Origin of the sequence: Mesorhizobium sp. M4B.F.Ca.ET.203.01.1.1, assembly GCF_004791025.1 — a bacterium.
Taxonomy (GTDB): Bacteria; Pseudomonadota; Alphaproteobacteria; order Rhizobiales; family Rhizobiaceae; genus Mesorhizobium; species Mesorhizobium abyssinicae.
The window spans coordinates 99,072-123,739 of the sequence record NZ_SRUO01000002.1 but is presented as its reverse complement, the minus strand read 5'-3'; the positions used below and the strand labels follow the sequence as shown (position 1 = coordinate 123,739).

Below are 24,668 nucleotides of genomic sequence, written 5' to 3'. Positions count from 1 at the left end.
GGGCCGCTAAGCCGGGAGGCGGCTCCGTCGCCTCCATATCCATTTCAACCGACTGAGATTAGCCAATGAGACCACTGCATTCGGCCCTGGCGTACATTCTTCTGGTCGGCGCCGCCGGCCTTTTTGCGATCGATACACACGCCGCCGAATTCATCGTCAAGTCCACGACCATCACCGAGATGAAGGCCGTGTATGGACAGGTGGAGAGCCGCACCATCCTGCCGGCCAGGGCAAGGATTTCGGGAACCGTCGCGTCCGTTCACGTCTCGGAGGGCGCCCAGGTGGGCAAGGGCGACATGGTCGCCACGGTCGTCGACGACAAGCTCGCCTTGCAGCTCAGAGCCGCCGACGCCAAAATCGCGGCCCTGAATTCGCAACTCGACAGTGCCCGTACCGATCTGCAGCGCGCACAGGACCTGCTGGCCAAGGGTGCTGCCGCCCAAAGCCGGGTCGACGCGTCAAAGACGCAGTTCGATGTCGTCACGAACCAGCTCGCGGCTGCGATTGCCGAGCGGGCGGTCATCGAGCAAAGCACACGGGAAGGCGATATCCTGGCCCCAGCCGACGGCCGGGTGCTGACGGTTCCCGTGGCCGCCGGCTCGGTGATAATGGCGGGCGAACCCGTCGCGCGGGTGGCATCGGGCCAGTATTACCTGCGCCTGTCTTTGCCGGAACGGCACGCCGTCGAGATAACGGAAGGCGCCCGCGTCGATATCGGCGAACGCGGCACGGGTACCAATGCCGGCTTCGTCAAGGCTGGGGAAGGCCGGATCGCAAAGGTCTACCCGGAGATCGAGAAAGGTCGCGTGATTGCCGACGTCGAAGTCGCCGACATCGGGACCTATTTCGTCAACGAGCGCACCCTCGTGTCCATACCGGTCGCAAAGCGGACCATGTTGGGCGTTCCGCCAGAGGCTCTTAGGATCGTCCACGGTATAGACTATGTCACAATCGAGACGGCGGATGGGCCGCTTGACGTCACTGTGGTGCGGGGTGGCACATTCCAGGATGCCGGCCAGCCGCGCATCGAGATCCTGAGTGGTCTTGCCGATGGCGACAAGGTCGCTCTGCCATGAAACTCGGCATCGCCGGGTGGCTTACCCGTTCATTCATCGCATCGCCTCTGACGCCTCTCTTCCTGCTGGCCGCGCTGGCGCTTGGGCTTGTGGCCTTGGTCACGCTGCCCCGCGAGGAGGAGCCGCAGATCTCCGTGCCTATGGTCGACATCCACGTCTCCGCAAACGGCCTGAGGGCCGAAGATGCCGCCAAGCTCGTGACCGAGCCGCTGGAGACGATCATAAAGGGCATTGACGGCGTGGAGCACGTCTACTCCCAAACCACCGATGATGGCGCGCTGGTGACCGCCCGCTTCAAGGTCGGCACCAGTTCGGATGCCGCGATCCTGCGCATCCACGAAAAGGTGCACGCCAACATGGATCGCATCCCCGTCGGGATTCCAGAGCCGCTGATCGTTGGGCGCGGCATCGACGACGTTGCCATAGTGGTGGTGACACTGACGCCGGCGCCGCAGGTGGCGGCGCGGTATTCCTCGGCGGACCTGACGCGTCTTGCGCATGAGCTGCAGGTCGAGGTCGCAAAGCTTCCCGATATCGGTCTCACCTACGTCGTTGGCGAGCAGCCCGATGAGATCCAGGTCGAGCCGGATCCGGAAAAGCTTTCGCTGTATGGCATCACGCTGCAGCAGTTGATGGGCAAGATCGCGGGCGCCAACCGCTCTTTCCAGATCGGCACGGTCCGCGACCGGGGTAATCAGCGGGTGCTGGTGGCCGGTCAGACGCTGCAGGCTTTGTCTGAGATCGGCAACCTTTTGCTCACGGCTCGCGACGGGCGGCCGGTCTATATCCGCGACGTTGCCAGCGTGGTGCTCGCGACGTCACCGGCTGAGAACCGCGTCACCAATATCACTAAGTCCGATACCGGTCTCGAGCGCGCGCCGGCCGTGTCGGTGGCGATCGCGAAGCGCCCGGGCACCAATGCGGTCGTCATCGCCGATATGATCGTCAAGCGCCTCGAGCAGGTGCGCGGCCAGATCTTCCCCAACGACGTCGAGATGCGCGTGACGCGCAACTACGGCGAGACGGCCAATGAGAAGGCTAACGAACTGCTCTTCCACCTGGGCCTGGCGACCGTCTCCATCGTCCTGCTGATCGCAGTAGCCATCGGCTGGCGAGAAGCGCTGGTGGTGGCCGTCGTGATACCCACGACCATCCTACTGACCATGTTCGCTTCGCGCGTGATGGGCTACACGCTGAACCGTGTCAGCCTGTTCGCGTTGATCTTCTCCATCGGCATCCTCGTCGACGACGCCATCGTGGTCATCGAGAACATCGCGCGCCATTGGGCGATGGACGGCGGACGCTCGCGCGCCCAGGCGGCGATCGATGCAGTTGCCGAGGTCGGCAATCCCACCATCGTGGCGACGCTGACCGTCGTGGCGGCGCTGCTTCCCATGCTGTTCGTCTCCGGCCTCATGGGCCCCTATATGAGCCCGATCCCGGCCAATGCCTCGGCCGCGATGCTTTTCTCATTCTTCGTCGCGGTGATGTTGACACCGTGGCTGATGATGAAGCTCGGCGGAAAGGATCGGGTCGGCGCCCATGGCCACGCCGGCAGCGCGCAGGGCGGCGTGCTGGGGCGGATTTATATCGCGGTGGCGCGACCGATCTTGAAGTCGCGGCTCAGAGCCTGGGCGTTCCTTTTGGTCGTGGGCATTGCCACGATTGCGTCCATGGCGCTGATCTACACCGAGCACGTGACGGTCAAGCTTCTGCCCTTCGACAACAAGACCGAACTCCAGATAGTGGCGGACTTGCCCAAGGGCTCGTCGGTCGAGGACACCGACCGACTGCTCCAGGCCGCCGCAAATCGCCTGGCCTCCGTGCCGGAGGTAGTGTCGTTCCAGACCTACGCGGGCGCCTCCGCGCCTTTCAACTTCAACGGCCTGGTGCGCCATTACTACCTGCGATCGAGCCCCGAACAGGGTGACATCGCCGTCAACCTGCTTCCCAAAGGAGACCGCAGCCGCGCCAGCCATGCCATTGCGCTCGACTTACGCGAGCGCTTGATGGGCATGGCGATGCCGGCGGGCACGGTGCTGAAGGTGGTCGAGCCGCCGCCGGGACCGCCGGTGCTCGGCACACTGCTGGCCGAAATCTACGGCCCGGACGCCGAAACCCGCCGCGCGGTTGCGGCCAAGGTTCGCGAGACCTTCGCCAGCATCCCGTTCATCGTCGACGTCGACGACAGCTTCCACAACCAGCCGGAACGGCTCCGGCTTTCGATCGACCAGGACAACCTGGAATATTACAAGGTCGAGCAGGCGGATGTGTACGACACGCTGAGCTATCTCTACGGCGGTACCACGGTCGGCTACTCGCACCGAGGCGGCGGGCGCCTGCCGATCCCGATCCGCATCGCCTTGTCCAAGGCAAATGGCGTGGTCGATCAGCGTGCCCTGGCCACGCCGGTTGCCGCCAACGCGCTTCCCGGCGCGCGCGACGTTGTCGAGCTTGGCGACGTCGTGCGGGTGAGCCAGGAGCCGGCCTCCTACCCGATCTTCCGCCACAACGGCAGGCCGGCCGAGATGGTGATGGGCGAGCTGGCCGGGGCGTTTGAGGCGCCGGTCTACGGCATGCTCGCCGTGGACGATGCGATTGCCAAGGCGGACTGGGGCGCGCTGCCAAAGCCGCAGATCGCGCTGCATGGCCAGCCGGACGACGAATCGAAGCCGACGCTCCTGTGGGACGGCGAATGGGAAGTGACCTGGGTAACCTTCCGCGACATGGGCGCTGCCTTCATGGTGGCGATCCTCGGCATCTACATCCTGGTCGTCGCGCAGTTCGGCTCCTTCCGCCTGCCATTGGTGATCCTGACCCCGATCCCGCTGACGCTGATAGGCATCATGCTTGGCCACTGGGCGTTCGTCGCGCCCTTCACGGCCACCTCGATGATCGGCTTCATCGCGCTTGCCGGCATCATCGTCCGCAACTCGATCCTGCTTGTCGACTTCATCCGTCATGCGCGGAGCGAGGATCGTCCGCTGCTCGAGGTGCTGCTCGAAGCCGGGGCTATCCGCTTCAAGCCGATCCTGCTCACCGCGCTCGCGGCGATGATCGGCGCCGCGGTGATCCTGACCGACCCTATCTTCCAGGGGCTGGCTATCTCGTTGCTGTTCGGCCTCGCCTCGTCGACGCTGTTGACGGTGCTGGTCATCCCGGCGATCTATGTGGCGCTGCGCGGTGGCCCGCGTGCTGATGCTGGGCCGAGCGAACCTGTCGCAGCCGCGCTGACTGAGTATCCCGAGCCGGCAAACCACTAGATCGTTTCACCGCTTCACGGAAACGGTGAGCCGCTCTATCTCTTTGTTTTAACGCAAGTCCAGTCGGAAACCCGTTTCACAGTTTCCCTGGAATTGCGTTAGCTCTGGCGGAAATCGCCGGAGACGCCGAACATTATCACGATCGCCGCCAAGACAATCAAAACCGATGGCCCCCCCGTCAGATTGACGATGGCCGCCGAAACACCCACGGCGCCGCCAGCGACGACGGAACGCACGATAGTCTCAAGCCACCTCGGCACCGGCTATTCTCCCGTCCAGGGATTGATAGGGGCCGCGCGCCGTCACGCTGCGGTCGAGCAAACAGTCCAAAGCCGCGAGCCGATCGGACGGCAGACGGGGCAGTTCGATTTCCCGGGCAAGATCGGCTGCAAATTCGCGGAACGGTGCGAGATTGATGACGGGAACGCCGATCAGCACGGGTACCGAGAGTTCCAGCGCCTTTGCGATGAGGGCCCTGAAGCCACCGCCTTCGGCCTCGGTCTTTCCGAATTTGCACAGAACCAGAAGATCGGTCTTGCCGGACAACGCAGCTCCGGCGGCTTCGCAGGCGCGGAGCAGCCGATCGGTATTCAGAACACAGCCTCGGGAGTGGGGACCTCGATCGTCGGATATACCGTGGAGCTTGCCCGAAGCGAGATCCCGAAGGTGCATGTCGCATTTCACCCGATCAGGTTTCTTTTCGCTCAGTTGGACAAGGCCGGCCAATCGCACGCCTCGCTCGGCCATGATGGTAGTCATTTCCTGCAGGAGTGCTTCGAACTCCACGCCGTTTGAATAAACGATAGCGGTAATGGGGCAGTCAGGACGAAGGCTCTGCATGAGGGAATCTCCTTCAGTTTGTACTTTGCCAGTCGGCCAGCAGGCGCGGGGTAGCTCCGATGCAGCGGGATTGGCGCGGCGATATCCAAAACCATCGGCCTATCTCCCAAATATTCCACGGCTGAATGGAAGCACTTCAACGGGCATGCCAGGCTCAATTGGGATCGACGCACCGGGCACAATCGCAATGGCGTCGGCCGATACCATCGGCATCATTCTGTGCGAGCCATCCGGCCCGCTGCGGCTGGCGGTCAATCGCCCCTGTTCAATATCCAGGCGAACCGGCACCAATTCCGTGCGATCCGGCTTGCAAGAACATGTAAAGGTCAACTCGGCCGTGAGGCGCGTCGCCGGCACCTGACCGAGGAGGTTCGCCACGATCGGACGCGCGAAGACCAGCGCGCCAAAGGCCGCCGCCTGCGGATTGCCAGGCAATCCGACGAAGCACGCCTCCCCCACCTTGCCGATTGCCAACGGCTTGCCGGGTTTCAGCGCCACCTTGGCTATCTCGAGTTGGCCCCCGGCGCGCATTACTGCGTCGCGCACGTGGTCCTCTTCGCCAACCGACATCCCGGCAGTGGTGATGATCAGATCCGCCTCCCTCGCGCTGTCTTCGAGCACTCGCGCGATGGCCGCGGTATCGTCGTGAACGGTCGACAACGTCACATCGGTGCCTGGCTCGCTCAGCAGAGCGGCCAGAAGCGGCCCGTTGGAGTCATAGATCGTGCCGGATGCAAGCGGCCCGCCAGCCTTACGAAGTTCGGAGCCGGTCGTGACAATGGCGATCCGCACGCGACGCGCAACCGGGACGCGATCAATTCCAATGGCGGCAAGAAGCGCGATTTCCGGCCAGCCGATCATGCAGCCTGGACGAAGGACGCAGGCTCCTTGCGTCACATCCTCACCGGCCCTGCGAATATGCGCGCCCGGCGCCGCGTCGAGCGCGAACTGCACGAGATCGCCACGCCGCGTCGTTTGCTCCTGCATGACGACAGTGTCCGCGCCCTTGGGCAACGCCGCGCCCGTCATGACACGGTGTGCAGCGCCCGGAGCCAGCACGCGCGGCGGATCGCCCGCGCTCGTGCGGCCTACCACAGGGAGAACCAGAGGCACGCCTCTCCTGCCGGCCAAGCTTATCGCATAGCCGTCCATGGCCGCCTGATCGAAAGGCGGAATAGCGCGCGGGGATTCGATGGCCGCGGCCAGAAGACGTCCTACGGCGTCGGCCAACGGCACCATTTCCGGATCATCCAGCGGCCGTGCCAATGCGATGGCTGCGCGTCGCGCCGTTTCGAATGGCACGACACCTGGGCCTGCGCAGCGGCAGCTATCGGGCAGTGTTGCCGGGACGGTCATGCCGCGACGTCCGGCAGCGTCTTTTCGAGAATCGCCCGCATGGCCGCAAGGCCCGGATCCTGCGCGCGGTTCATGATACCGATGAGTTGCGTCCAACGATCGTCGGATGCGGTGTCCACGAAATTACGAACGGCCGAGCCGACGATATCGGCCGGCGAACGACCGGATGCATCCGCGGCCGCGGTCAACCGCGCGGCCAAGGCCGGTTCTTCGAACGCGGCGACGATTGCCATGGCCGCTTTCGGGTCTTCCAGTGAGGCGATGATATCTCCGAGCATTGCTTCCCCCTTCACTGCACCAGCGGCGAGGATGCGCCGTCGATGGCAATCCCGACGATGTCCGCCCGGCCGACAAGCAGGGAGACGTATTGCGCCGTCGCCTGCCGGCTGACGTGCTCGGCCAGATAGGACGCGATGCGTTCCCGCACGGCCTCGAACGGAAGCTGGCGGCCGTCGATGCGCCGCGTCAGGCGAATGAGGTGGACGCCGTAGCGCGTCTCCACTGGCTGCGAGATATCGCCTGGGACGAGCTCGATGAGAGCAGCCTCGAATTCCGGCGTGGTGTCGCCCGGCCCGATTTGGCCGAGGCTGCCGCCCAAGGCTCCCGACGGGCAATCCGAGCAATCTCGCGCCAGTGCCGCGAAACGCTCTGGAGCAGCTGCCAGAGCAGATCTCAGCGACGACACCCTTTTACGCGCGGCGGCGAATGCCTCACGATCATCGTGACGAGCCGCTATGAGAATATGATCGGCTTCATAGAGAGGCGGCGTCATGAAACGGCGAAGATTATTTTCATAGAAGCGCCGCAGCGTCTCCTCATCCGCCTCGGGAACGCGAACCTCGCGCTCGATCAAGCCGCGCACCAGCGCGTCTTCGATGGTCTCCCTGCGTCCATCCTGGTCGGTCCGCTGGTCGGCGGCTATGTCGAGACGCCGCGCCTCTTGCAGGAGCAGCTCGCGAATGACGAGCGCACGGGTTGCGGCATGCCATCCCTCGCCGGGATTGCGGGCGGGAAAGTTCTGCACCTCGGCGGCGATCGCCTTGCGCGATATCGCCACCCCGTTGACGGTCACCGGCGGCATCGCCACGCGTTCGCGGGACGGCGCCGTGTCAGGAGTTGCGGGCCGGTGTTCGTGCGGATGTTCGGACGATTTGCGGCCGGCCGAATGATCGATGACGAGCGCGGCCATGGTTTACTCCGCGGGCTGGTGGGATGGAGCGGCAGCGGGGCGCCGCAAGGGCTCGGACGACCGCATCACGGACACTGGCGCGGGCGACCGGCGCTCGGCGAAGCGTGTGCGCACGACCTGATAGCCGGGACGGCCGAGATACCAGACCGGCGCGCTCCAGACATGAACCAACCTGGTGAACGGGAAGACCAGAAAGATCGTCATGCCGAGCAGGAGATGCGCCTTGAAGATCGGGTTGACGTCGGCGACGTAGGCCGCGGCCGCCGGCCGCAAGGTGAGGATGCCCTGCGCCCAGTTCATGAATTTCACCATCTCATGGCCGTCCATGTGACCGAGCGAGACGAAGATGGTCGAAAGGCCAAGCGTGAGCTGCAACCAGAGCAGCAACAAAATCGCGATGTCACCGGGCGCCGACGTGTTGCGGATGCGAGGATCGAACAGACGACGATGGGCCAGAAGCGCTATGCCGATGAAGCAGGCAACGCCAGCGATGCCGCCGGCGGTGATGGCAAGGCCCTGCTTGAAGCTGTGTGAGACACCGAGCGCATCGAATACCCAGATCGGCGTCAGCAGGCCGACGAAGTGGCCGGCGAAGATCATCAAGATACCGACGTGGAACAGATTGGAGCCCCAGCGGAGCTGACGCCGCCGCAGCAACTGGGAGGATCCCGTCTTCCAGGTATATTGCTCGCGATCGAAGCGGATCAGGCTACCGAGCAGGAAGATGGTCAGGCAGAAATAGGGATACCAGCCAAAGAGCGCGGCGTTGATTGTGTCGGACATGGCTTTCCTCCGTCAGGCAACGCTACTACGCGCATCGCGATTGGCGGCGCGCATCTGGATTCTCAGTCGGTCGACGGAACAGCCGTCGGTCGCATTCCCGGGACCGAATGCGACCGCGGCCTCTTCCCAGGCGGCGTCGATGGCTGCCAGGTCGTCGGGCTCGTCGAGTTCGTCGGCGCCCACGGCCACGGCCGGCTCGCTGACTATCGAGCGTATGGCCGTGAATACAGCGGCATAGCCTGCGTTGCGCTTGGCGAGCCGACCTTCCAGCAGCGAGAAGATGTGGCCGGTTTCATTTAGCAGCCCGCGCGCCTCCTCAATGGGACGGGCGGAGAGGAATTCGAGGAAAAGCGGGATGAAGTCGGGCAATTCGTTTGCCGCGACCTCGAGCCCGCCACGCCGGTAGTGTTCGGCCAGATCGACCATCGCCTGGCCGCGATCTCGGCTCTCGCCATGGATGTGCTCGAAGAGATGCAGCGAGTGGCGGCGCGTCTTGTCGAACAATTCCACGTAACGCTCTTGCAAATCGTAGAGATCCAGGGTGGCCAGATCGGCAAACAAGGACTGCAGGTGCTTGCCTGCTTCGTCCGATATCAGTCCCTCGTCTGCGACCGCCGCGGTGATTTCCGGGATCGCCGCGCAAAGTTCCTCGGTCGGATAGGAAAGGAGCGCCGAGAGCGCCTTGAAGGTCCTGTTCGAGAGCATCACGCGATCTCCATCGGGTTTGTCGGCCGCTTGGTCTGCTTGGTGCCGAAGAGGTTGGTCTCGGTGGAACCGCCCGAGCAACCGTTGCCGAACGAGAAGCCGCAGGAGCCGCGCAGGTCCTGGGCGTCCTCGCTCCATTCGCGGTGCGAAGTGGGGATGACGAAACGATCCTCGTAATTGGCGATCGCCATGACCTTGTACATGTCGTCGATGGCTGCGCCCGTCAGGCCGACCCGCGTCGCGATCGACTCGTCGAGGCGGCCGTCGATCGTCTTTGCCCGCATGTAGCTTCGCATCGCCAGCATGCGCTCGAGCGCAAGCGCCACGGGCTCCTCATTGCCCGCCGTCAGCAGATTGGCCAGATACTGGAGCGGGATGCGCAGGCTGCGCACGTCGGGCATATCGCCGTCCAGCCCCATCTTGCCGGCGGCAGCCGCCGACTGGATGGGCGAGAGCGGCGGAACGTACCAGACCATCGGCAGCGTGCGGTACTCGGGGTGAAGCGGAAAGGCAATCTTCCACTCCATCGCCATCTTCCAGACCGGCGACAATTTGGCCGCCTCCAGCCAGTTGTCGGGAATCCCGTCGGCACGGGCCTGTGCGATGACGGCCGGATCGTTCGGATCGAGGAAGATATCGAGCTGCGCCTGATAGAGGTCCTTCTCCTGCGGTACGCTGGCAGCCGCCTCGATACGGTCGGCGTCGTAGAGGATCACGCCGAGATAGCGGATGCGCCCGACGCAGGTTTCCGAACAGACCGTCGGCTGCCCCGCCTCGATGCGGGGATAGCAGAAGATGCACTTCTCCGATTTGCCCGACGACCAGTTGTAGTAGATCTTCTTGTAGGGGCAGCCGGAGACGCACATGCGCCAGCCGCGGCACTTGTCCTGATCGATCAGTACGATGCCGTCCTCCTCGCGCTTGTAGATGGCCCCGGACGGGCACACCGCCGCGCAGGTCGGGTTGAGGCAGTGCTCGCAAAGCCTCGGAAGGTACATCATGAAGGTATTTTCGAACTGGCCGTAAATGTCCTTCTGGACGCCCTCGAAATTCACGTCCTTCGACCGCTTCTCGAACTCGCCGCCGAGGATCTCCTCCCAGTTCGGTCCCCATTCGATCTTTTCCATCCGCTCGCCGGTGATGGCCGAGCGCGGACGAGCCGTAGGGAAAGCTTTCGATTCCTTCGCCGTGTGCAGATGCTGGTAATCGAAAGTGAACGGCTCGTAGTAGTCGTCGATCTCCGGCAGATCAGGGTTTGCGAAGATGTTGGCGAGGATGCGCCACTTGGCGCCCATCTTCGGCTCGATCTTGCCATTCTTCTTGCGTCGCCAGCCGCCGTTCCATTTCTGCTGATTCTCCCATTCCTTGGGATAGCCAACGCCCGGCTTGGTCTCGACATTGTTGAACCAAGCGTATTCGACGCCTTCACGGTTGGTCCAGACGTTCTTGCAGGTAACCGAACAGGTGTGACACCCGATGCATTTGTCGAGGTTCAACACCATCGCGATCTGGGCGCGGATTTTCATTCTGCGGCCTCCTTGGGAGCATTCGCTTGCAGGGGTTCCTCGAGCCAGTCGACGGTCGCCATCTTGCGGACCACGATGAACTCGTCGCGGTTGGAGCCAACGGTTCCGTAGTAGTTGAAGCCGTAGGACTGCTGGACATAGCCGCCGATCATATGGGTCGGCTTGAGCACCGTGCGCGTCACCGAATTGTGGATGCCGCCGCGGTTGCCGGTCAGTTCGGAGCCGGGCGTGTTCACGATCTTCTCCTGAGCGTGATACATCAGCATCATGCCCTGTTTGACTCGCTGGGAGACGACGGCGCGGGCCGTAAGCGCTCCGTTGGCGTTAAAAACCTCGACCCAGTCATTGTCCACGATGTCCGCGGCCTTGGCGTCGGTCTCGGAAATCCACACCACCGGACCGCCGCGATTGAGCGTCAGCATCAGGAGATTGTCGCTGTAGGTGGAATGGATGCCCCATTTCTGATGCGGCGTGATGAAGTTGAGGACGATCTCTTTGTTGCCGTTGGACCTGACTCCCTTGACGGCGGAGATCGTCTTCAGGTCGACCGGCGGCTTCCAGGTGATGAAGCCTTCGCCGAAGGCCCGCATCCACAGATGATCCTGATAAAGCTGCTGGCGTCCGGTCAGCGTGCGCCACGGGATCAGTTCGTGGACGTTCGTGTAGCCGGCATTGTAGCAGACCTTCTCACTTTCGATGCCGGACCAGGTGGGAGAGGAGATGATCTTGCGCGGCTGGGCCTGAACGTCGCGAAAGCGGATCTTCTCGTCCTCCTTCGGGATGGCGAGATGAGCATGCTCGCGGCCCGTCGCCTTGGAGAGCGCCTCCCAGGCTTTCACCGCGACCTCGCCGTTGGTTTCCGGCGCGAGCATCAGGATGACTTCGGTCGCGTCGATATCCGTCTCGATCTTCGGCAGGCCCTTGGCGGGGCCGGCGGGTTGGACGCCGTTGAGCGCGCCCAGCGCCTCGACTTCATGCGCTGTCTTCCAGTTGATGCCCTTGCCGCCGTTGCCGGCCTCGGTCATCAGCGGGCCGAGCGCGGTGAAGCGGGCGTAGAGGTTCGGATAGTCGCGCTTGACGACGCTCACGGCCGGCATCGTCCTGCCCGGGATCGGTTCGATCTCGCCGCGTTTCCAGTCGGCGACGTCGAAGGGCTGGGCGATCTCGCCGGGCGTGTCATGCTGGGTGGGAGTTAGGACGACGTCCTGCTCCACGCCCAGCACCTCCGGAGCGACCTCGGAAAAGGCCCTGGCGAGGCCCTTGTAGATATCCCAGTCCGAGCGTGCCTCCCAGGCAGGGTCCACCGCCGCCGACAGCGGGTGGATGAAGGGGTGCATGTCGGAGGTGTTGAGGTCGTTCTTCTCGTACCAGGTCGCGGTCGGCAGCACGATGTCGGAGTACACGCAGGTCGTCGACATGCGGAAATCGAGCGTGACAAGAAGATCGAGCTTTCCCCGCGGCGCCTCGTCGTGCCAAACGACCTCCTTGTTGCGCACCTTGCCTTCGGCGCCGAGGTCCTTGCCCATGACACCGTGCGTGGTGCCGAGCAGGTGCTTCAGAAAGTATTCGTGGCCCTTGCCGGAAGACCCCAGAATGTTGGAGCGCCACACGAACATGTTGCGGGGCCAGTTGGCCGGATCGTCAGGGTCCTCGCATGCAAGGTCGAGTTCACCCGACTTCAGTGCGCTTGCCACATAGTCCTTCACCTCGAGGCCAGCAGCCGAAGCTCGTTTGGCGATATCGAGCGGGTTCTGCTTCAACTGCGGCGCCGAAGGCAGCCAGCCCATGCGCTCGGCGCGGACGTTGTAGTCGATGAAGCTTTGGTTCCAGTCTCCTTCGGGCGCGGTCGGCGACAAGATCTCCGCCGCCGTCAGGGTCTCGTATCGCCATTGGTCCGTGTGCGCGTAGAAGAAGGACGTCGAGTTCTGGTGGCGCGGCGGGCGCGCCCAGTCGAGCGCGAAAGCGAGCGGCGTCCAGCCTGTCTGCGGCCGCAGCTTTTCCTGGCCGACATAGTGCGACCAGCCGCCGCCCGACTGGCCGACGGCGCCGCAGAACACCAGGAGGTTGATGATCCCCCGGTAATTCATATCCATGTGGTACCAGTGGTTGAGACCTGCGCCCAGGATCACCATCGAGCGGCCGTTGGTCTTTTCGGCATTGGTGGCGAATTCGCGCGCCACGGTGACGATGGCGTCGCGCTTCACGCCAGTGATGCGCTCAGCCCAGGCGGGTGTGAACGGCACGTCGTCATCGTAGGAAGAGGCGACATTGGCGCCGCCGAAGCCGCGGTCGAGGCCGTAATTGGCCATGAGCAGGTCGTAGACCGTTGCCACCTTCACCGCCCCGTCGATGGTCTTGATCGTGCGGACCGGGATATTGCGGGTCAGGATCTCGCCATGCTCGGTGGCCACGAAATGCTCCGTTGCCCGGCCTCCGAAATAGGGGAAGTCGACAGCCGCAATGTCAGCTCCATCGCCGGCGAGGGAGAGCTTCAACCGAACGTCCCGCCCCTTGCCATCCTTTTCCTCGAGATTCCACTTTCCTTGCTCGCCCCAGCGGTAGCCGGCCGACCCGAGTGGCGCGACTAACGCATCCGTTGCCTCGTCGATGGCGACCGTCTTCCATTGCGGGTTGTTCTTCTCGCCGAGAGCGCCCTTGATCTCGGAGGCACGCAGCAGGCGCTCCGGAACGAGCTTGCCGTCGCGCTCCGCCAGCCGCACCAGGAAGGGCATGTCGGTGTAGCGCCGGGCATAGTCGTCGAAATAGGCGACGCTGCGGTCGAGGTGGTATTCGCGCAGGATCACGTGGCCCATGGCGAGCGCCAGCGCGGCGTCGGTGCCCTGCTTTGGATTGAGCCAGATGTCGGCGAACTTGGTCGCTTCGGCATAGTCCGGCGAGACGACCGCGCTCTTGGTGCCCTTGTAGCGGACCTCAGTGTAGAAATGCGCGTCCGGGGTACGCGTCTGTGGCACGTTCGAGCCCCAGACGATGATGAAGCCGGCATTGTACCAGTCGGCGCTCTCCGGCACGTCGGTCTGCTCGCCCCAGGTCTGCGGGCTCGCCGGCGGCAGGTCGCAATACCAGTCGTAGAACGACATGCACACGCCACCGAGCAGCGAAAGATAGCGCGAGCCGGCGGCATAGGAGACCATCGACATGGCCGGGATCGGCGAGAAGCCGATGATGCGGTCAGGGCCATGTTTGCGGGCGGTGTAAGCATTGGCGGCTGCGACGAGCTCGTTCACCTCGTCCCAGGTGGCGCGCACGAAGCCGCCGTGGCCGCGGATCGAGATGTAGGATTGGCGCTTGTTCGAGTCCTCGACGATCGAGGCCCATGCCGCGACTGGCGGCATCTTGGCGCGAGCCGCCCGCCACAGCTTCAACAGCCGGCCGCGGATCATCGGGTATTTCACCCGGGCGCCCGAATAGAGATACCAGCTGTATGACGCGCCGCGTGCGCAGCCGCGAGGCTCGTGGTTGGGCAGATCGGGCCGCGTGCGCGGATAATCGGTCTGCTGCGTCTCCCAGGTGACGATGCCGCCCTTGACGTAGATCTTCCACGAGCACGAGCCGGTGCAATTCACACCATGGGTGGAGCGCACGATCTTGTCGTGCTGCCAGCGCTTGCGGTAGCCGTCTTCCCAGGACCGGTCTTCGTTGGTCACTATCCCGTGACCGTCCGAAAAGCTGTCGACGGTCTTGCGAAAGAAGGTTAGCCGGTCGAGAAAATGTGACATTGCGTTGTCCCTGGTTATTCGGCCGCGGCCGGGCGGACGGGCGCGCCGCGCTTGGCGCGCTCGATGTCGTGCAGAAGGCCGCCCTTGCGGGTGTAGACACCCCAGGTGATGGCAAGGCAGCTCACGTAGAACAGGAGGAAGGCCCACAACGCGGCGTTCGGCGCGCCCGTGAGGGCGATTGAGCTGCCGTAGCTCTTCGGTATGAAGAACGCGCCGAAGGCCGCGATCGCGGAGGTAAAGCCGGTGATGGCGGCAGCCTCCTTCTCCGCCTGCTTGCGACGCGCTTCGGTATCGGCGTCGGGCATCAGGCGGCCCATCTCCTTGGCCATGATCACCGGGATCATCTGGAACGTAGAGGCGTTGCCGACGCCGGTGGCGAAGAAAAGCAGCAGGAATGCCACGAAGAAGCCCGTGAACGCGCCCGGCTGATCCTTGATGCCGATGAACCACAAAACACCGGCAACACCTGCGATCATCAGCATGAAGGCCCAGAAGGTGACGCGCGCGCCACCATACTTGTCCGCGAGCCAGCCAGAGCCCGAGCGCGAGAGAGCGCCGACCAGCGGGCCGAGGAAGGCGAACTGGAGCGCATTGACGTCCGGAAACAGCATCTTCGTGAGCAGCGGGAAACCAGCCGAATAGCCGATGAAGGATCCGAAAGTGCCGGTGTAGAGCCAGCACATGATCCAGTTGTGCCGACGCTGGAAGATAACGGCCTGCTCGCTGAAAGATGCCTTGGCAGAAGCTATGTCGTTCATGCCGAACCAGGCGGCGAAAGCCGAGAGCGCTATAAAGGGCACGAAAACGAAGCCTGCATTCTGCAACCAAATCGGCGCATCGCCCGCAGCTCCCTTGACCATGGCCGGATCGCCGCCGAGCCAGCCGAAGATCCCGGTGGTGATTGCCAGCGGCACGATGAACTGGACGACGCTGACGCCGAGATTGCCAAGGCCGGCGTTGAGTGCAAGCGCATTTCCCTTCTCCGCCTTCGGGAAGAAGAAGGAGATGTTGGCCATGGACGAGGCGAAGTTGCCGCCGCCGAAGCCGCAGAGCAGCGCCAGCATCAGCAGCACGACATAGGGCGTGTCGGGATTTTGTACCGCATACCCGATGCCCACGGCCGGTATGATGAGCGACCAGGTCGTAAGCGTCGTCCAGAGCCGGCCGCCGAAGATCGGCACCATGAAGGAATAAAAGATGCGCAGCGTCGCGCCGGAGATTCCGGGCAAAGCGGCGAGCCAGAAGAGTTGGTCGGTGGTGAAGGTGAAGCCGACGAGCGGAAGCTTGGCGACGACGACTGACCACACCTGCCAGATGGCAAACGAAAGCAGTAGCGCCGGTATCGACAGCCACAGATTGCGTTTCGCGATGCGGCGGCCGGTTTCAGCCCAGAACGCTTTGTCCTCCGGACGCCAGTCGGTTAGAGCACCGCCAGTCCGGGCCTTTGCCACAGGCGTGGGCATGTCCTGCATTTCCGGGAAAGGCGGCAGCTTGGCGAGGGCCTCGCCAACGGTGCCGCGTTCCATCTGGCGGATCGCCATATGCATCCAGATCAGCGCGCCGGAGACCAGCAAGAAGAGCGCCATGAAGCAACTCGTCCAGAGGCCCGTCAGGTCAAGCAGCAAGCCGAACAGGATCGGCAGCACGAAACCGCCAAGGCCGCCGATCATGCCGACGAGTCCGCCGACCGAACCGACATGGTCGGGATAGTAGACCGGGATGTGCTTGTAGACGGCGGCCTTGCCGAGGGCCATGAAGAAGCCGAGCACGAATATAGTGACGATGAAGCCGACGAGGCCCATCTCGATGTGGAAGGCGGTCGTCCCGTTGATGCCGTGGACGACGTAGTCGGTCGGTGGATAGGAAAGGACGAAGGTCGCCGCCACCGAAATCATGAAGGTCCAGTAGAGCACGCGACGCGCGCCGAAGCTGTCCGAAAGGTGTCCGCCATAGGCGCGAAACAGGCTCGCCGGCACGGAGAAGAAGGCAGCAATCATGCCGGCCGTCTTGATGTCGAGGCCGTAGACGTTGATGAGATATTGCGGCAGCCAAAGCGCGAGCGCGACAAAGGCGCCGAACACGAAGAAATAGTAGAGCGCGAAACGCCAGATCTGCACGTTCTTCAATGGTTCGAGTTCGAGCCACGCGCTTTTCGGCTTGATGCCGGATCGCTGACGTTCGACGATGACCGGGTCGTCATCCGTCATGAACCAGAAGATGGCGGCCATGACGACGAGGGCCGCTGCCCAGGCCTCAGCCACGGCCTGCCATCCGAAGGCGACGAGCACGAAGGGGGCGAGGAATTTGGTGACGGCGGCACCGACATTGCCCGCACCGAAGATACCAAGCGCCGTACCTTGTCTTTGCGGCGGGAACCAACGCGACACATAGGCGACACCGACCGAGAAGGAGCCGCCGGCGATCCCGACGCCGAGGGCTGCGACCAGCATCTGAGGATAGGTATGAGCATACGACAGAAGGAAAGTTGCGACCGCGGCCGCGAGCATGTTCACCGTGAAGACGATCCGGCCCCCGTAGCGGTCGGTCCAGATGCCAAGCGCCACCCTGAGCAGCGAACCCGTCAGGATCGGCGTGCCGAGGAGCAGGCCGAACTCCGTCTCGCTGAGGCCGAGTTCCTGGCGGATGCGAATGCCGATGATGGAAAAGATGGTCCAGACCGCGAAGCAGACCGTAAATGCCGCCGTGCTTGCGCCCAGGATTTGACCGGACTTCGGATCCGCGGTTGTTTTCATTGTCGGCAGCCTCTTAGACGGTTGGCCTCAAGGAGCGGACTCTCGCCCCCTCAAGGCCAGCATGACCAAGCCGGCATCATCCGGCATTGATCCAAATCAAGGCATGCCGTGACATTTGTCACTCAGGATGCGGAAGCAAAGGGAAGCCTCAAATCGGAGACGACACATTTGGATGACCTGACGTATGAGGGCGTGGCGCCGGAGGAGCTGCCGTTGTTTCGGGGGTTACCCGTACCCCGCCGGACCGATTTGATGCGACATGCCATGGTGCACAGCGTGTCCGCAGGCACCGTTCTGTTCGAACAAGGCGACGTGCCGAACTTCCAGCTGATCGTGCTGGCAGGGTCGGCCCAGTTGTTTGGACGATCGGCCGAAGGCCGTGAAGTCTTGATCGAGGCTGTCAGAGCCCCAGATCTCGTCATACCCGCCGCCGTCCTGACCGGCGCGCCTTATCTCATGCAGGCCCGAGTGCCAGAGCCTTCGCGGTTCTTGTTGATTCAAGCGGGAGCGTTTCGGGCGGCGGTGGAAGTAGAGCCTTTGCTGGCTCATGCGGCGATCGGAAGCCTCGCCGCTCAATTTCGACGCATGGTCCGGCAGATCAAGAACCTTAAGCTAAGGAGCTCGACCGAGCGCGTTGGTTGCTATCTCCTGGCCCTGTCGAAGCGGCAGGGCACGCCGGACCGAGCCGTTCTGCCGTTCGAGAAGACGCTCATCGCCTCCGAGCTCGGCATAACACGCGAGTCCTTTTCGCGTGCACTGTCGAGCCTGGGAAAGTCAGGCATCAGGGTCGACGGCCAGACGATCGAAATTCTCGATGCGGCCCGCGTCGCCGCCGCATGCGCTCCCGACCCGCTCATCGACGGGACGGACGGTGAGGGCTTTGCAATCTGATCGTCGCGCCTAGTCCGGCCATAGTCAACCTGAGCTTGGCAGCGGATTTGCCGCAGGTGCTCTCCCCAACCTTCTGTCAGGACTGGCGATGATATCGGCCGTGGTTGAATGAACCCTTCTGCCGCGAACACCCAGGTCACATAAGTCGAGGGCACCGAAAATTGCCGCCATATTTCGCAGCGTGCTGGGCTGCGGTTTCGGAAGGCGGCCTGGGGATTGTGATACCCGTTTGGTTCTATGAACTTTGCCAAGCAGTGAATGCCAAGCCTAGTGCGAGTGCCGTTACCCCATAAAGGGCCGGTAAAGTCTTACCGCCTACGCCCAGCCGCAGCAACGTATGGCCGAGGTGGTCCGTACCGCCAATCCAAGGCCGCCGTCCTCGTCGCAAGCGGCGGATGATAACGAATACTGCATCGATCAGTGGGACGGCAAGCCACGCCAACGAGGAGCCGAAACCTCTTTCCGAAGCGTGAAGCACGACTGCCGCGCCGAGCAGAAGGCTGCCGCTGTCACCCATGAAGACACGTGCTGGCGGATAGTTGAAGCAAAGGAACCCGAGGCAGGCACCGGCGCAGGCCAGCCCGGCATCACCGCCGAGGCCGAAAGAGGCGGCTGCGATTGTGGTCGCGGCAAGTCCATCGGCGTGATCGAGCATGTTGACCGCGTTGCAGGCGATCCAAATGACGATCGGTACCCACCAAAAACCTGTGATGATCCCGGCAAGTATCGCCGCCGCGGCCAACGCTGCTGCCTTGGCGCCGGCGGAAAGGGATCGGACATCATCGAGTGCGCCGACTAGGCAGAGAAGAGCCAGCAACAGGATATGGCCAACCGGAAGCCATGGAGACATCGCGATCAGTAGGGCAGGCCCTGCAAGTCGAGGGACTTCGCCCGATGTGTGCCATCGGTCGCTCTTGACCTTGGAGACAGCCCCGATGCGCCTCGCAAGGCGAGCGAACAGCCATACGCCAGGAACCGCAATGAACAGGGCCCCGATGAACGGGACCAATAAGCCAAGCGTCAAGCCATCACTCGTTCGGTACGCATATGCTCGATGCAGTCGGCAATCGTCTGCCTTGTGCTTCGCAGCGGGCGCCAGCCTGTCATGGTGCTCAGAAGACTCGTATCCGGTACGCGATCATGCGTTACGGCGAACTTCTCGCCATAGACCGCGTTGGAAGACTTCATGACGATCGGCGCGTTCGTGTTGGTCGCCTCAACCACCATCCTTGCGAGATTTCCGATCTGCACTGCCTCGCTGCCACCCAGATTGACCGGCCGTCCTCGCAAGGATCGGCATTGCATGACCAGGAGCAACCCTTCGGCGGCGTCGGTAACATGCAGGAATGCCCGCCTTTGCTCGCCGTCGTCGTGAACGACAAGCGGTTCGCCCCGTAAGGCCGAGTTTACAAATACCGGCAGCACGAGGCCGGTCGCCGAGCGCTGCCGAGGCCCAGCCATGTTGAACGGCCGCACAATCCAGGCGGGAATGCCGAAATCGAAAAACAATCCGGCTATCAGATGCTCAACCGCTGCCTTGGCGGCAGCATATCCCCATCGCGGTCGGAGATCCGTCACCACAGGATCGGACTCTGTAATCGGACGGTCGCGACCGGAGCCGTAAACTTCCGAACTCGACGTATAGAGAAGCGGACGCCGGTGCAGCCGGCACGCCTCGACGATTGCGCAACCTGATTCAAGAATGCCGCTGGTGACAGCAAAGCGTTCCGTGTGGGCAAGCTGAACCCCGATCGGGCTCGCCAGATGGAATACGGCGTCAGCCAGACCAACCTCGTCATGGACCGCCGCATTGAAGGCCGGGCTGCCGACCCTGAAGGTACGGATCGTCAGGCGGGGATTGCCGACCGGAAGGTTGCGAAGCGAGCCGTTCGAGAGATCATCGATGACGGTTACGCTGCAATTGCGGTCAAGTAACAGATCGACCAGCGCCGATCCAAGAAAGCCCGCGCCACCTGTAACCAGGGCATGTGTCCGCGGGCCGAATTCAACCACGTCCGGGCTATGGTTGTCCAAAGTTGCCGCCTCCAGAACGACCCGTGGCCCTCGCTACGCACGGGATAGCCTTTCTATACAGTCAAGGACACGATGAACAACTCGTTTTCTACAAGTCGGCCGAGTTTTCGGTGGCCCTCGATATCTCCAACGAAGCCCCGACATGTCCCCGGGAGCCAGCTGCCCCTAGCCCAACAGGCAGAACTGATTCCGGTACACCTGTGTAGGTTTTTGTCGTTCTAGCGTGAAATGAATTGTCAGGGTATCCCCATGTTTCTCGCGGTCTAGCATTGCAAGGAAGCGGTAGTATTCGAAACTATTGGAATCGCAACGTCGCAGGCCGCGCCTTGTCGCGCCGTCGACTCACCGATTGCAATCACGCTATGACGTTTCGACAGATAGCTCGGGGGAACCTTTGAAGTTCGATTATCGGGCAGACGTCGACGGTTTGCGCGCTGTCGCGGTCATCACCGTCATCCTTTTTCATTTCGGCGTTCCCGGTTTTCCGGGGGGATTCATCGGCGTTGACATCTTCTTCGTAATCTCGGGCTACTTGATCACACGCCTTTTGGTTGCGGAGAGCGCCGAACTGTCGTTCGCCGAATTCTACGGTCGGCGCGCGCGTCGTATCCTGCCAGCAATGCTGGTGATGATCGGGCTGTCGCTCACGGCGGGTTGGTTTCTTCTGCTCCCGGGTGACTATGCCGGTCTTGGGCGCAGTGCGGCCTTCTCCGCTGCCGGGCTTGGAAACTACTATTTCCTCTGGAACACTGGTTATTTCGACCGCGAGGCGACTCTACTGCCGCTCCTGCATCTTTGGTCCCTCGGCGTCGAAGAGCAGTTCTACCTCGTATGGCCAGCTCTCTTGTTCATCGCCAACCGCTTGTGGCGGCGCCAGCGGTCGCCGACCGTGGCGGCGATCTGCCTTGTCGCGTTGATCAGCTTTTCGACTGCCCTGCACCTGGTGGCAGTCGATCCCAAGCAAGCGTTCTATGCTCCCTTCAGCCGGGGTTGGGAACTGGCACTAGGCGGACTGCTGGTTTTTGTTCCGCCGATCGGCCGCCGTGGCACTTCCGAGGCGTTCGGCTTGGTTGGCCTTTGCCTGATAGCCGCTAGCTCCATCTGGCTATCCTCGAGCCAGCCATTTCCGGGACTGAGTGCACTCGCCCCGGTGGCTGGTGCTGTCTTGCTCGTCTGGCCTTGTTCTCCTTCCATCGCTACGGCGGTTCTTTCAAGCGGGCCGCTCCGCTTTACAGGAAAAATTTCATACAGCCTGTACCTCTGGCACTGGCCGATTCTGGTCTTTTTCCGTCACTATGCCGGCGGCGCGATGCCGACAGCGGGCGAAGCGCTGATCCTCATCGCGGCAGCCTGGGCGACGGCCTATTTGTCCTGGCGATTCGTCGAAGAACCCGTTCGCCGGCTGCGGCCGCCCCCGATGAGAACCGTCATCGCCGGCGCGACCGCAGCGTTGATGGTCGGTCTGTGCGGCAATTCAATCTTCCAAGCGGGGGGTATCGCCAGCAGAATCCCGAGGGAGGTTGAGGCGATGCGCAGCCTCGAGGTGATGTGGGACTGGCCGTGTCCGCGGATGGTCAAGATCGCCGAGCTGGACGGCACGTTTTGCGCATTCGGAGCACCTTGGGACAAGGCGGCACGCCATGCCATGCTGTGGGGTGACAGCCATGCGGAGCATCTCGCCCCGCTATTGGATGCGGTTGGCCAAAGGGAGAATACGGCCTTCTTTCTTTATCATGCCTGCCCGGCCGCATTCGGAGAAGGTGTCCATCGCGACTTTCCGGAGCAACCTAACTACCGGGAAAGCTGCGCATCGTCCCGAACGGCCGCGGTCAGCATGCTGAGACAGCGCACGGACATCGACCTCGTGGTTCTGTCCTCAGCCTGGACAAGCCTTGCCTACACCAATGTCGTTGCTGACGACGGGCGGCAAGCGGACCAAGTCCTGCTGATGCGCGACGGCCTGCGAAGCCTCGTTGAAGAAATCGCCGCTCCCGAGCGGCGCGTTGGAATCATTGGTCAGGTGCCTGGGCCAGGTTTGGATTTGACCTCGTGCGCGGCGATGCGCGAAAGCAGGATATTGAGGCGTTGCTCGACCGATATCGACAGTGAGCGGATCCTGCGGGTGTGGTCACCGATGGTCGCCGCGCTGGCGTCGCTCACTGAGCATGACGGGGTGTTCTTTGTCGATCCGCTCAAAGGGATGTGCCCGAACGGGCAGTGCGCCACCTACATCAATGGTGAGTTCATTTACCGCGATGCATCGCATGTACGCAGAAACTTGAAGCCGGAGACCGACGACGTGCTCGCGCGGGTGATGGGCCTCTACCAGGCCCTCGCTGCTGATGACAGGCAGACGCGGGTATCGGTCATGAACGTTCCACGGTCTCCGACAACCCTCAAGAGCAACTAGGGGCATGCGAAACCGCCAAGCCCTGTCTTCAACTACGGCTGGCGCAACTTGGCGGGGAAGCAGCGTTGCCTTGCCCGTTGAGGAGCAAGGCGGTTCGACCTCCGCTGCGTCACTCGCAACACGGGACAGGCTGAACCATCATCGGGCAGAGATAGATGGCCTTAGAGCGCTCGCTGTTTTGGCAGTGCTCTGCTTTCATTTGAGGATTTTCGGGTTTTCCGGTGGCTTTGTCGGTGTCGATGTTTTTTTCGTGATCAGCGGTTTTCTGATCACGAAGATTGTTGTAGCCGATATCGACGGAGGGCGTTTCAGCCTGGCGCAGTTCTATCGGCGCCGCGCTCGCCGGCTGCTGCCGGCTCTCTTTGCGACACTGGCCCTGTCGTGCATTGCTGCGGTTCTTCTGTTCGCTCCACAGCACTTGGAGACCTTCGCAGAGTCGCTTTTGGCCGCCACTCTAGGGGTTTCGAACGTACTCTTCTGGCGAGAATCCGGCTACTTCGACCTGGCCGCGCGTATGAAGCCCCTGCTGCACACTTGGTCCCTGAGTGTCGAGTGGCAGTTCTATTGCGTGTGGCCGCTCCTGCTTTCGGGTTTGCTCGCCCTATTCCGACGTCGGATGGTTTGGCCAATCCTGGCGATCGCAGTTTTGGGCTTCTGGCTAATTTTCGCATTCCAAGACGGATCATTTTGGCTGCTTGCTGGAACGCGGACTGCCGAATGGCTTTCGGACGGCCGGGCGACCGTCTTTTACAATATGCCTTTCCGCGTGTTCGAATTTGCTTGTGGCGCGGTATTGGTCTGGCTTCCACACCCGCGAGCCTTGGCTACCCACGAACTCCTCGCCTTGCTTGGATTGGTGCTCATAGGCAGCGCCGTCTTCTTTCTGGACGACACGGCGCACGCACCCGCCCTCAATGTGCTCGTGCCTACAGTCGGAGCCGCGATGGTGCTTTACGCGGATCGCTCACGACATGTGGCGCTTGTTTTACGCAATGGCCCCGCAGCCTATGTCGGGCGCATCAGCTATTCACTTTACCTAGTGCACTGGCCCCTGATCGTATTCTGTGAGTATGGCCTTCTGCGGCCGCTGCTGCCGAAAGAGGCTGTTCTCGTCGGGTTCCTGTCTCTCGCCTTGGCAGTCATGATGTTTCACTTCGTTGAACAGCCGTATCGTGTTGGCCGCGGCTTCGTCGGACCCGCAGGGCTTGCGTTGGCAGGCCTGCTTACCCTCTCGCTGATCAGCTACTCAATGTGGGACGGTATGCCTTGGCGGTCGCCATCGGCGATCGCGGGAGGTGAACTGGCCGATCGATCGACCTTGAAATCGATCACGGGCTCTCGTGGCTGTGAGGATTTCTGCGAATTCGGAAATCTTCAAAGCCCGACGAAGATTCTCATCGTCGGGGACTCGCACGTTGACCACTACACCCGCGCCCTTGAAGAGCTTGGCGGGAAGGAATTTCACTTCCTGCCAGCGCAAGCCGGCAGCTGCTATTTCGGAGCGGACCTTCAGAGCCGGCCTAGAGGCGCGGTGACGCAACATTGTCGAGCCGCAACAGAACAAGCAGCCCGTTGGTTGAACGCTGGGGGGATCGCTGCCATCGTCCACGCTCAGCGCTGGCCAGGATATCGCAACATTCTAGAAAGGAAGGCTGATGGGGCGCCTGTCGATATCCGTAATCTGGCAAAGCTGTTTCCGACAATGCTCGAAGACATCTCCAAGCTGTACACCGGGTTTCGCGGACCGGTCATCTTGATCGGACACGCTCCAAACACGAACCTGATCTGTGCTCTCAGGCCGAACTATTTCTCGCTTCCATGCCCGGCGTCCTCGAAGGTAGAGCATGTCGCATTCAAAGCGGCTTTCGCGGCTTTTGCAGGCCGCCATTCCCAGTTTCAATTCGTTGATCCGCTGGACGCGATCTGCCCCGCCGCGGAATGCCGAATGACAAACAGCGCAGGGCACAGCCTCTACGTCGACGAGAACCACCTCTCGATCTTCGGCGCGAGGCTCATTGTTCCGAAAATTATCGAGATGCTCCGAGGTGATCTGACCGTCCAGTCGATCGACCTTCGGCGGGCCGGATAGTCGCGCCAAGCGCCTC

17 protein-coding genes are annotated in these 24,668 nt (G+C 62.5%); 5 read left to right on the top strand and 12 right to left on the bottom strand.

Annotated elements, in window-relative coordinates; genetic code table 11:
• Nucleotides 1-65: 65 nt before the first annotated feature.
• Nucleotides 66-1,076 (top strand): efflux RND transporter periplasmic adaptor subunit, encoded by a 1,011-nt coding sequence (locus tag EN846_RS03995; RefSeq protein ID WP_127310528.1) that lies wholly within the window; start codon nucleotides 66-68, stop codon nucleotides 1,074-1,076.
• The gene (locus EN846_RS03990) at nucleotides 1,073-4,339 is read left to right on the top strand and encodes an efflux RND transporter permease subunit (RefSeq protein WP_127310527.1); all 3,267 of its coding nucleotides are present in this window, start codon (nucleotides 1,073-1,075) and stop codon (nucleotides 4,337-4,339) included. Before EN846_RS03995 ends, EN846_RS03990 begins: the two co-directional genes overlap by 4 nt.
• A gap of 98 nt (nucleotides 4,340-4,437) precedes the next feature.
• Here EN846_RS03990 and EN846_RS34990 read toward each other — a convergent pair whose 3' ends face one another.
• From EN846_RS34990 to EN846_RS03945, 10 genes are all read right to left on the bottom strand, one after another.
• Nucleotides 4,438-4,575, bottom strand: coding sequence for a hypothetical protein (locus tag EN846_RS34990; protein WP_167509424.1), 138 nt, complete (start codon nucleotides 4,573-4,575; stop codon nucleotides 4,438-4,440).
• 7 nt (nucleotides 4,576-4,582) lie between these two features.
• Nucleotides 4,583-5,179: a DUF2478 domain-containing protein gene (locus EN846_RS03985; protein WP_127310526.1), complete on the bottom strand. Its 597-nt coding sequence runs from the start codon at nucleotides 5,177-5,179 to the stop codon at nucleotides 4,583-4,585.
• Between the two features lie 99 nt (nucleotides 5,180-5,278).
• Nucleotides 5,279-6,535, bottom strand: coding sequence for a gephyrin-like molybdotransferase Glp (gene glp, locus EN846_RS03980; protein WP_127310525.1), 1,257 nt, complete (start codon nucleotides 6,533-6,535; stop codon nucleotides 5,279-5,281).
• The gene (locus tag EN846_RS03975) at nucleotides 6,532-6,813 is read right to left on the bottom strand and encodes a hypothetical protein (RefSeq protein ID WP_127282308.1); all 282 of its coding nucleotides are present in this window, start codon (nucleotides 6,811-6,813) and stop codon (nucleotides 6,532-6,534) included. Before EN846_RS03975 ends, glp begins: the two co-directional genes overlap by 4 nt.
• 11 nt (nucleotides 6,814-6,824) lie before the next feature.
• Nucleotides 6,825-7,724 carry a peptidylprolyl isomerase gene (locus EN846_RS03970; RefSeq protein ID WP_127311189.1) on the bottom strand — a complete coding sequence of 300 codons (900 nt, stop codon included), beginning with the start codon at nucleotides 7,722-7,724 and terminating at the stop codon, nucleotides 6,825-6,827.
• Between the two features lie 3 nt (nucleotides 7,725-7,727).
• Entirely contained in the window at nucleotides 7,728-8,507 is a 780-nt protein-coding gene (gene narI, locus EN846_RS03965) for a respiratory nitrate reductase subunit gamma (RefSeq protein WP_127282306.1), read from the bottom strand.
• A 12-nt stretch (nucleotides 8,508-8,519) separates the two neighbouring features.
• The gene (narJ, locus tag EN846_RS03960) at nucleotides 8,520-9,212 is read right to left on the bottom strand and encodes a nitrate reductase molybdenum cofactor assembly chaperone (protein WP_127391736.1); all 693 of its coding nucleotides are present in this window, start codon (nucleotides 9,210-9,212) and stop codon (nucleotides 8,520-8,522) included.
• Nucleotides 9,212-10,738 carry a nitrate reductase subunit beta gene (gene narH, locus EN846_RS03955; RefSeq protein ID WP_127311190.1) on the bottom strand — a complete coding sequence of 509 codons (1,527 nt, stop codon included), beginning with the start codon at nucleotides 10,736-10,738 and terminating at the stop codon, nucleotides 9,212-9,214. Before narH ends, narJ begins: the two co-directional genes overlap by 1 nt.
• The gene (locus EN846_RS03950) at nucleotides 10,735-14,475 is read right to left on the bottom strand and encodes a nitrate reductase subunit alpha (RefSeq protein ID WP_135913803.1); all 3,741 of its coding nucleotides are present in this window, start codon (nucleotides 14,473-14,475) and stop codon (nucleotides 10,735-10,737) included. Before EN846_RS03950 ends, narH begins: the two co-directional genes overlap by 4 nt.
• 14 nt (nucleotides 14,476-14,489) lie before the next feature.
• On the bottom strand, nucleotides 14,490-17,228 hold the full coding sequence (locus EN846_RS03945; protein WP_127391737.1) for an MFS transporter: 2,739 nt from the start codon (nucleotides 17,226-17,228) through the stop codon (nucleotides 14,490-14,492).
• 168 nt (nucleotides 17,229-17,396) lie between these two features.
• Between EN846_RS03945 and EN846_RS03940 the strand changes: the two genes are divergently transcribed.
• Nucleotides 17,397-18,119 carry a helix-turn-helix domain-containing protein gene (locus EN846_RS03940; RefSeq protein WP_245478344.1) on the top strand — a complete coding sequence of 241 codons (723 nt, stop codon included), beginning with the start codon at nucleotides 17,397-17,399 and terminating at the stop codon, nucleotides 18,117-18,119.
• Between the two features lie 235 nt (nucleotides 18,120-18,354).
• On the opposite strand, the gene EN846_RS03935 is transcribed toward EN846_RS03940, so the two are convergent.
• Together EN846_RS03935 and EN846_RS03930 are read right to left on the bottom strand one after the other, a co-directional pair.
• Entirely contained in the window at nucleotides 18,355-18,969 is a 615-nt protein-coding gene (locus EN846_RS03935) for an undecaprenyl/decaprenyl-phosphate alpha-N-acetylglucosaminyl 1-phosphate transferase (RefSeq protein WP_245478345.1), read from the bottom strand.
• 170 nt (nucleotides 18,970-19,139) lie between these two features.
• Nucleotides 19,140-20,153, bottom strand: a complete 1,014-nt coding sequence (locus tag EN846_RS03930) for an NAD-dependent epimerase/dehydratase family protein (protein WP_187331233.1) — start codon at nucleotides 20,151-20,153, stop codon at nucleotides 19,140-19,142.
• A gap of 394 nt (nucleotides 20,154-20,547) precedes the next feature.
• Between EN846_RS03930 and EN846_RS03925 the strand changes: the two genes are divergently transcribed.
• The gene (locus EN846_RS03925) at nucleotides 20,548-22,563 is read left to right on the top strand and encodes an acyltransferase family protein (RefSeq protein ID WP_187331234.1); all 2,016 of its coding nucleotides are present in this window, start codon (nucleotides 20,548-20,550) and stop codon (nucleotides 22,561-22,563) included.
• A 70-nt stretch (nucleotides 22,564-22,633) separates the two neighbouring features.
• A complete protein-coding gene (locus tag EN846_RS03920; RefSeq protein ID WP_189523676.1) occupies nucleotides 22,634-24,652 on the top strand; it encodes an acyltransferase family protein in 2,019 nt (672 codons plus the stop codon).
• Nucleotides 24,653-24,668: the final 16 nt, after the last annotated feature.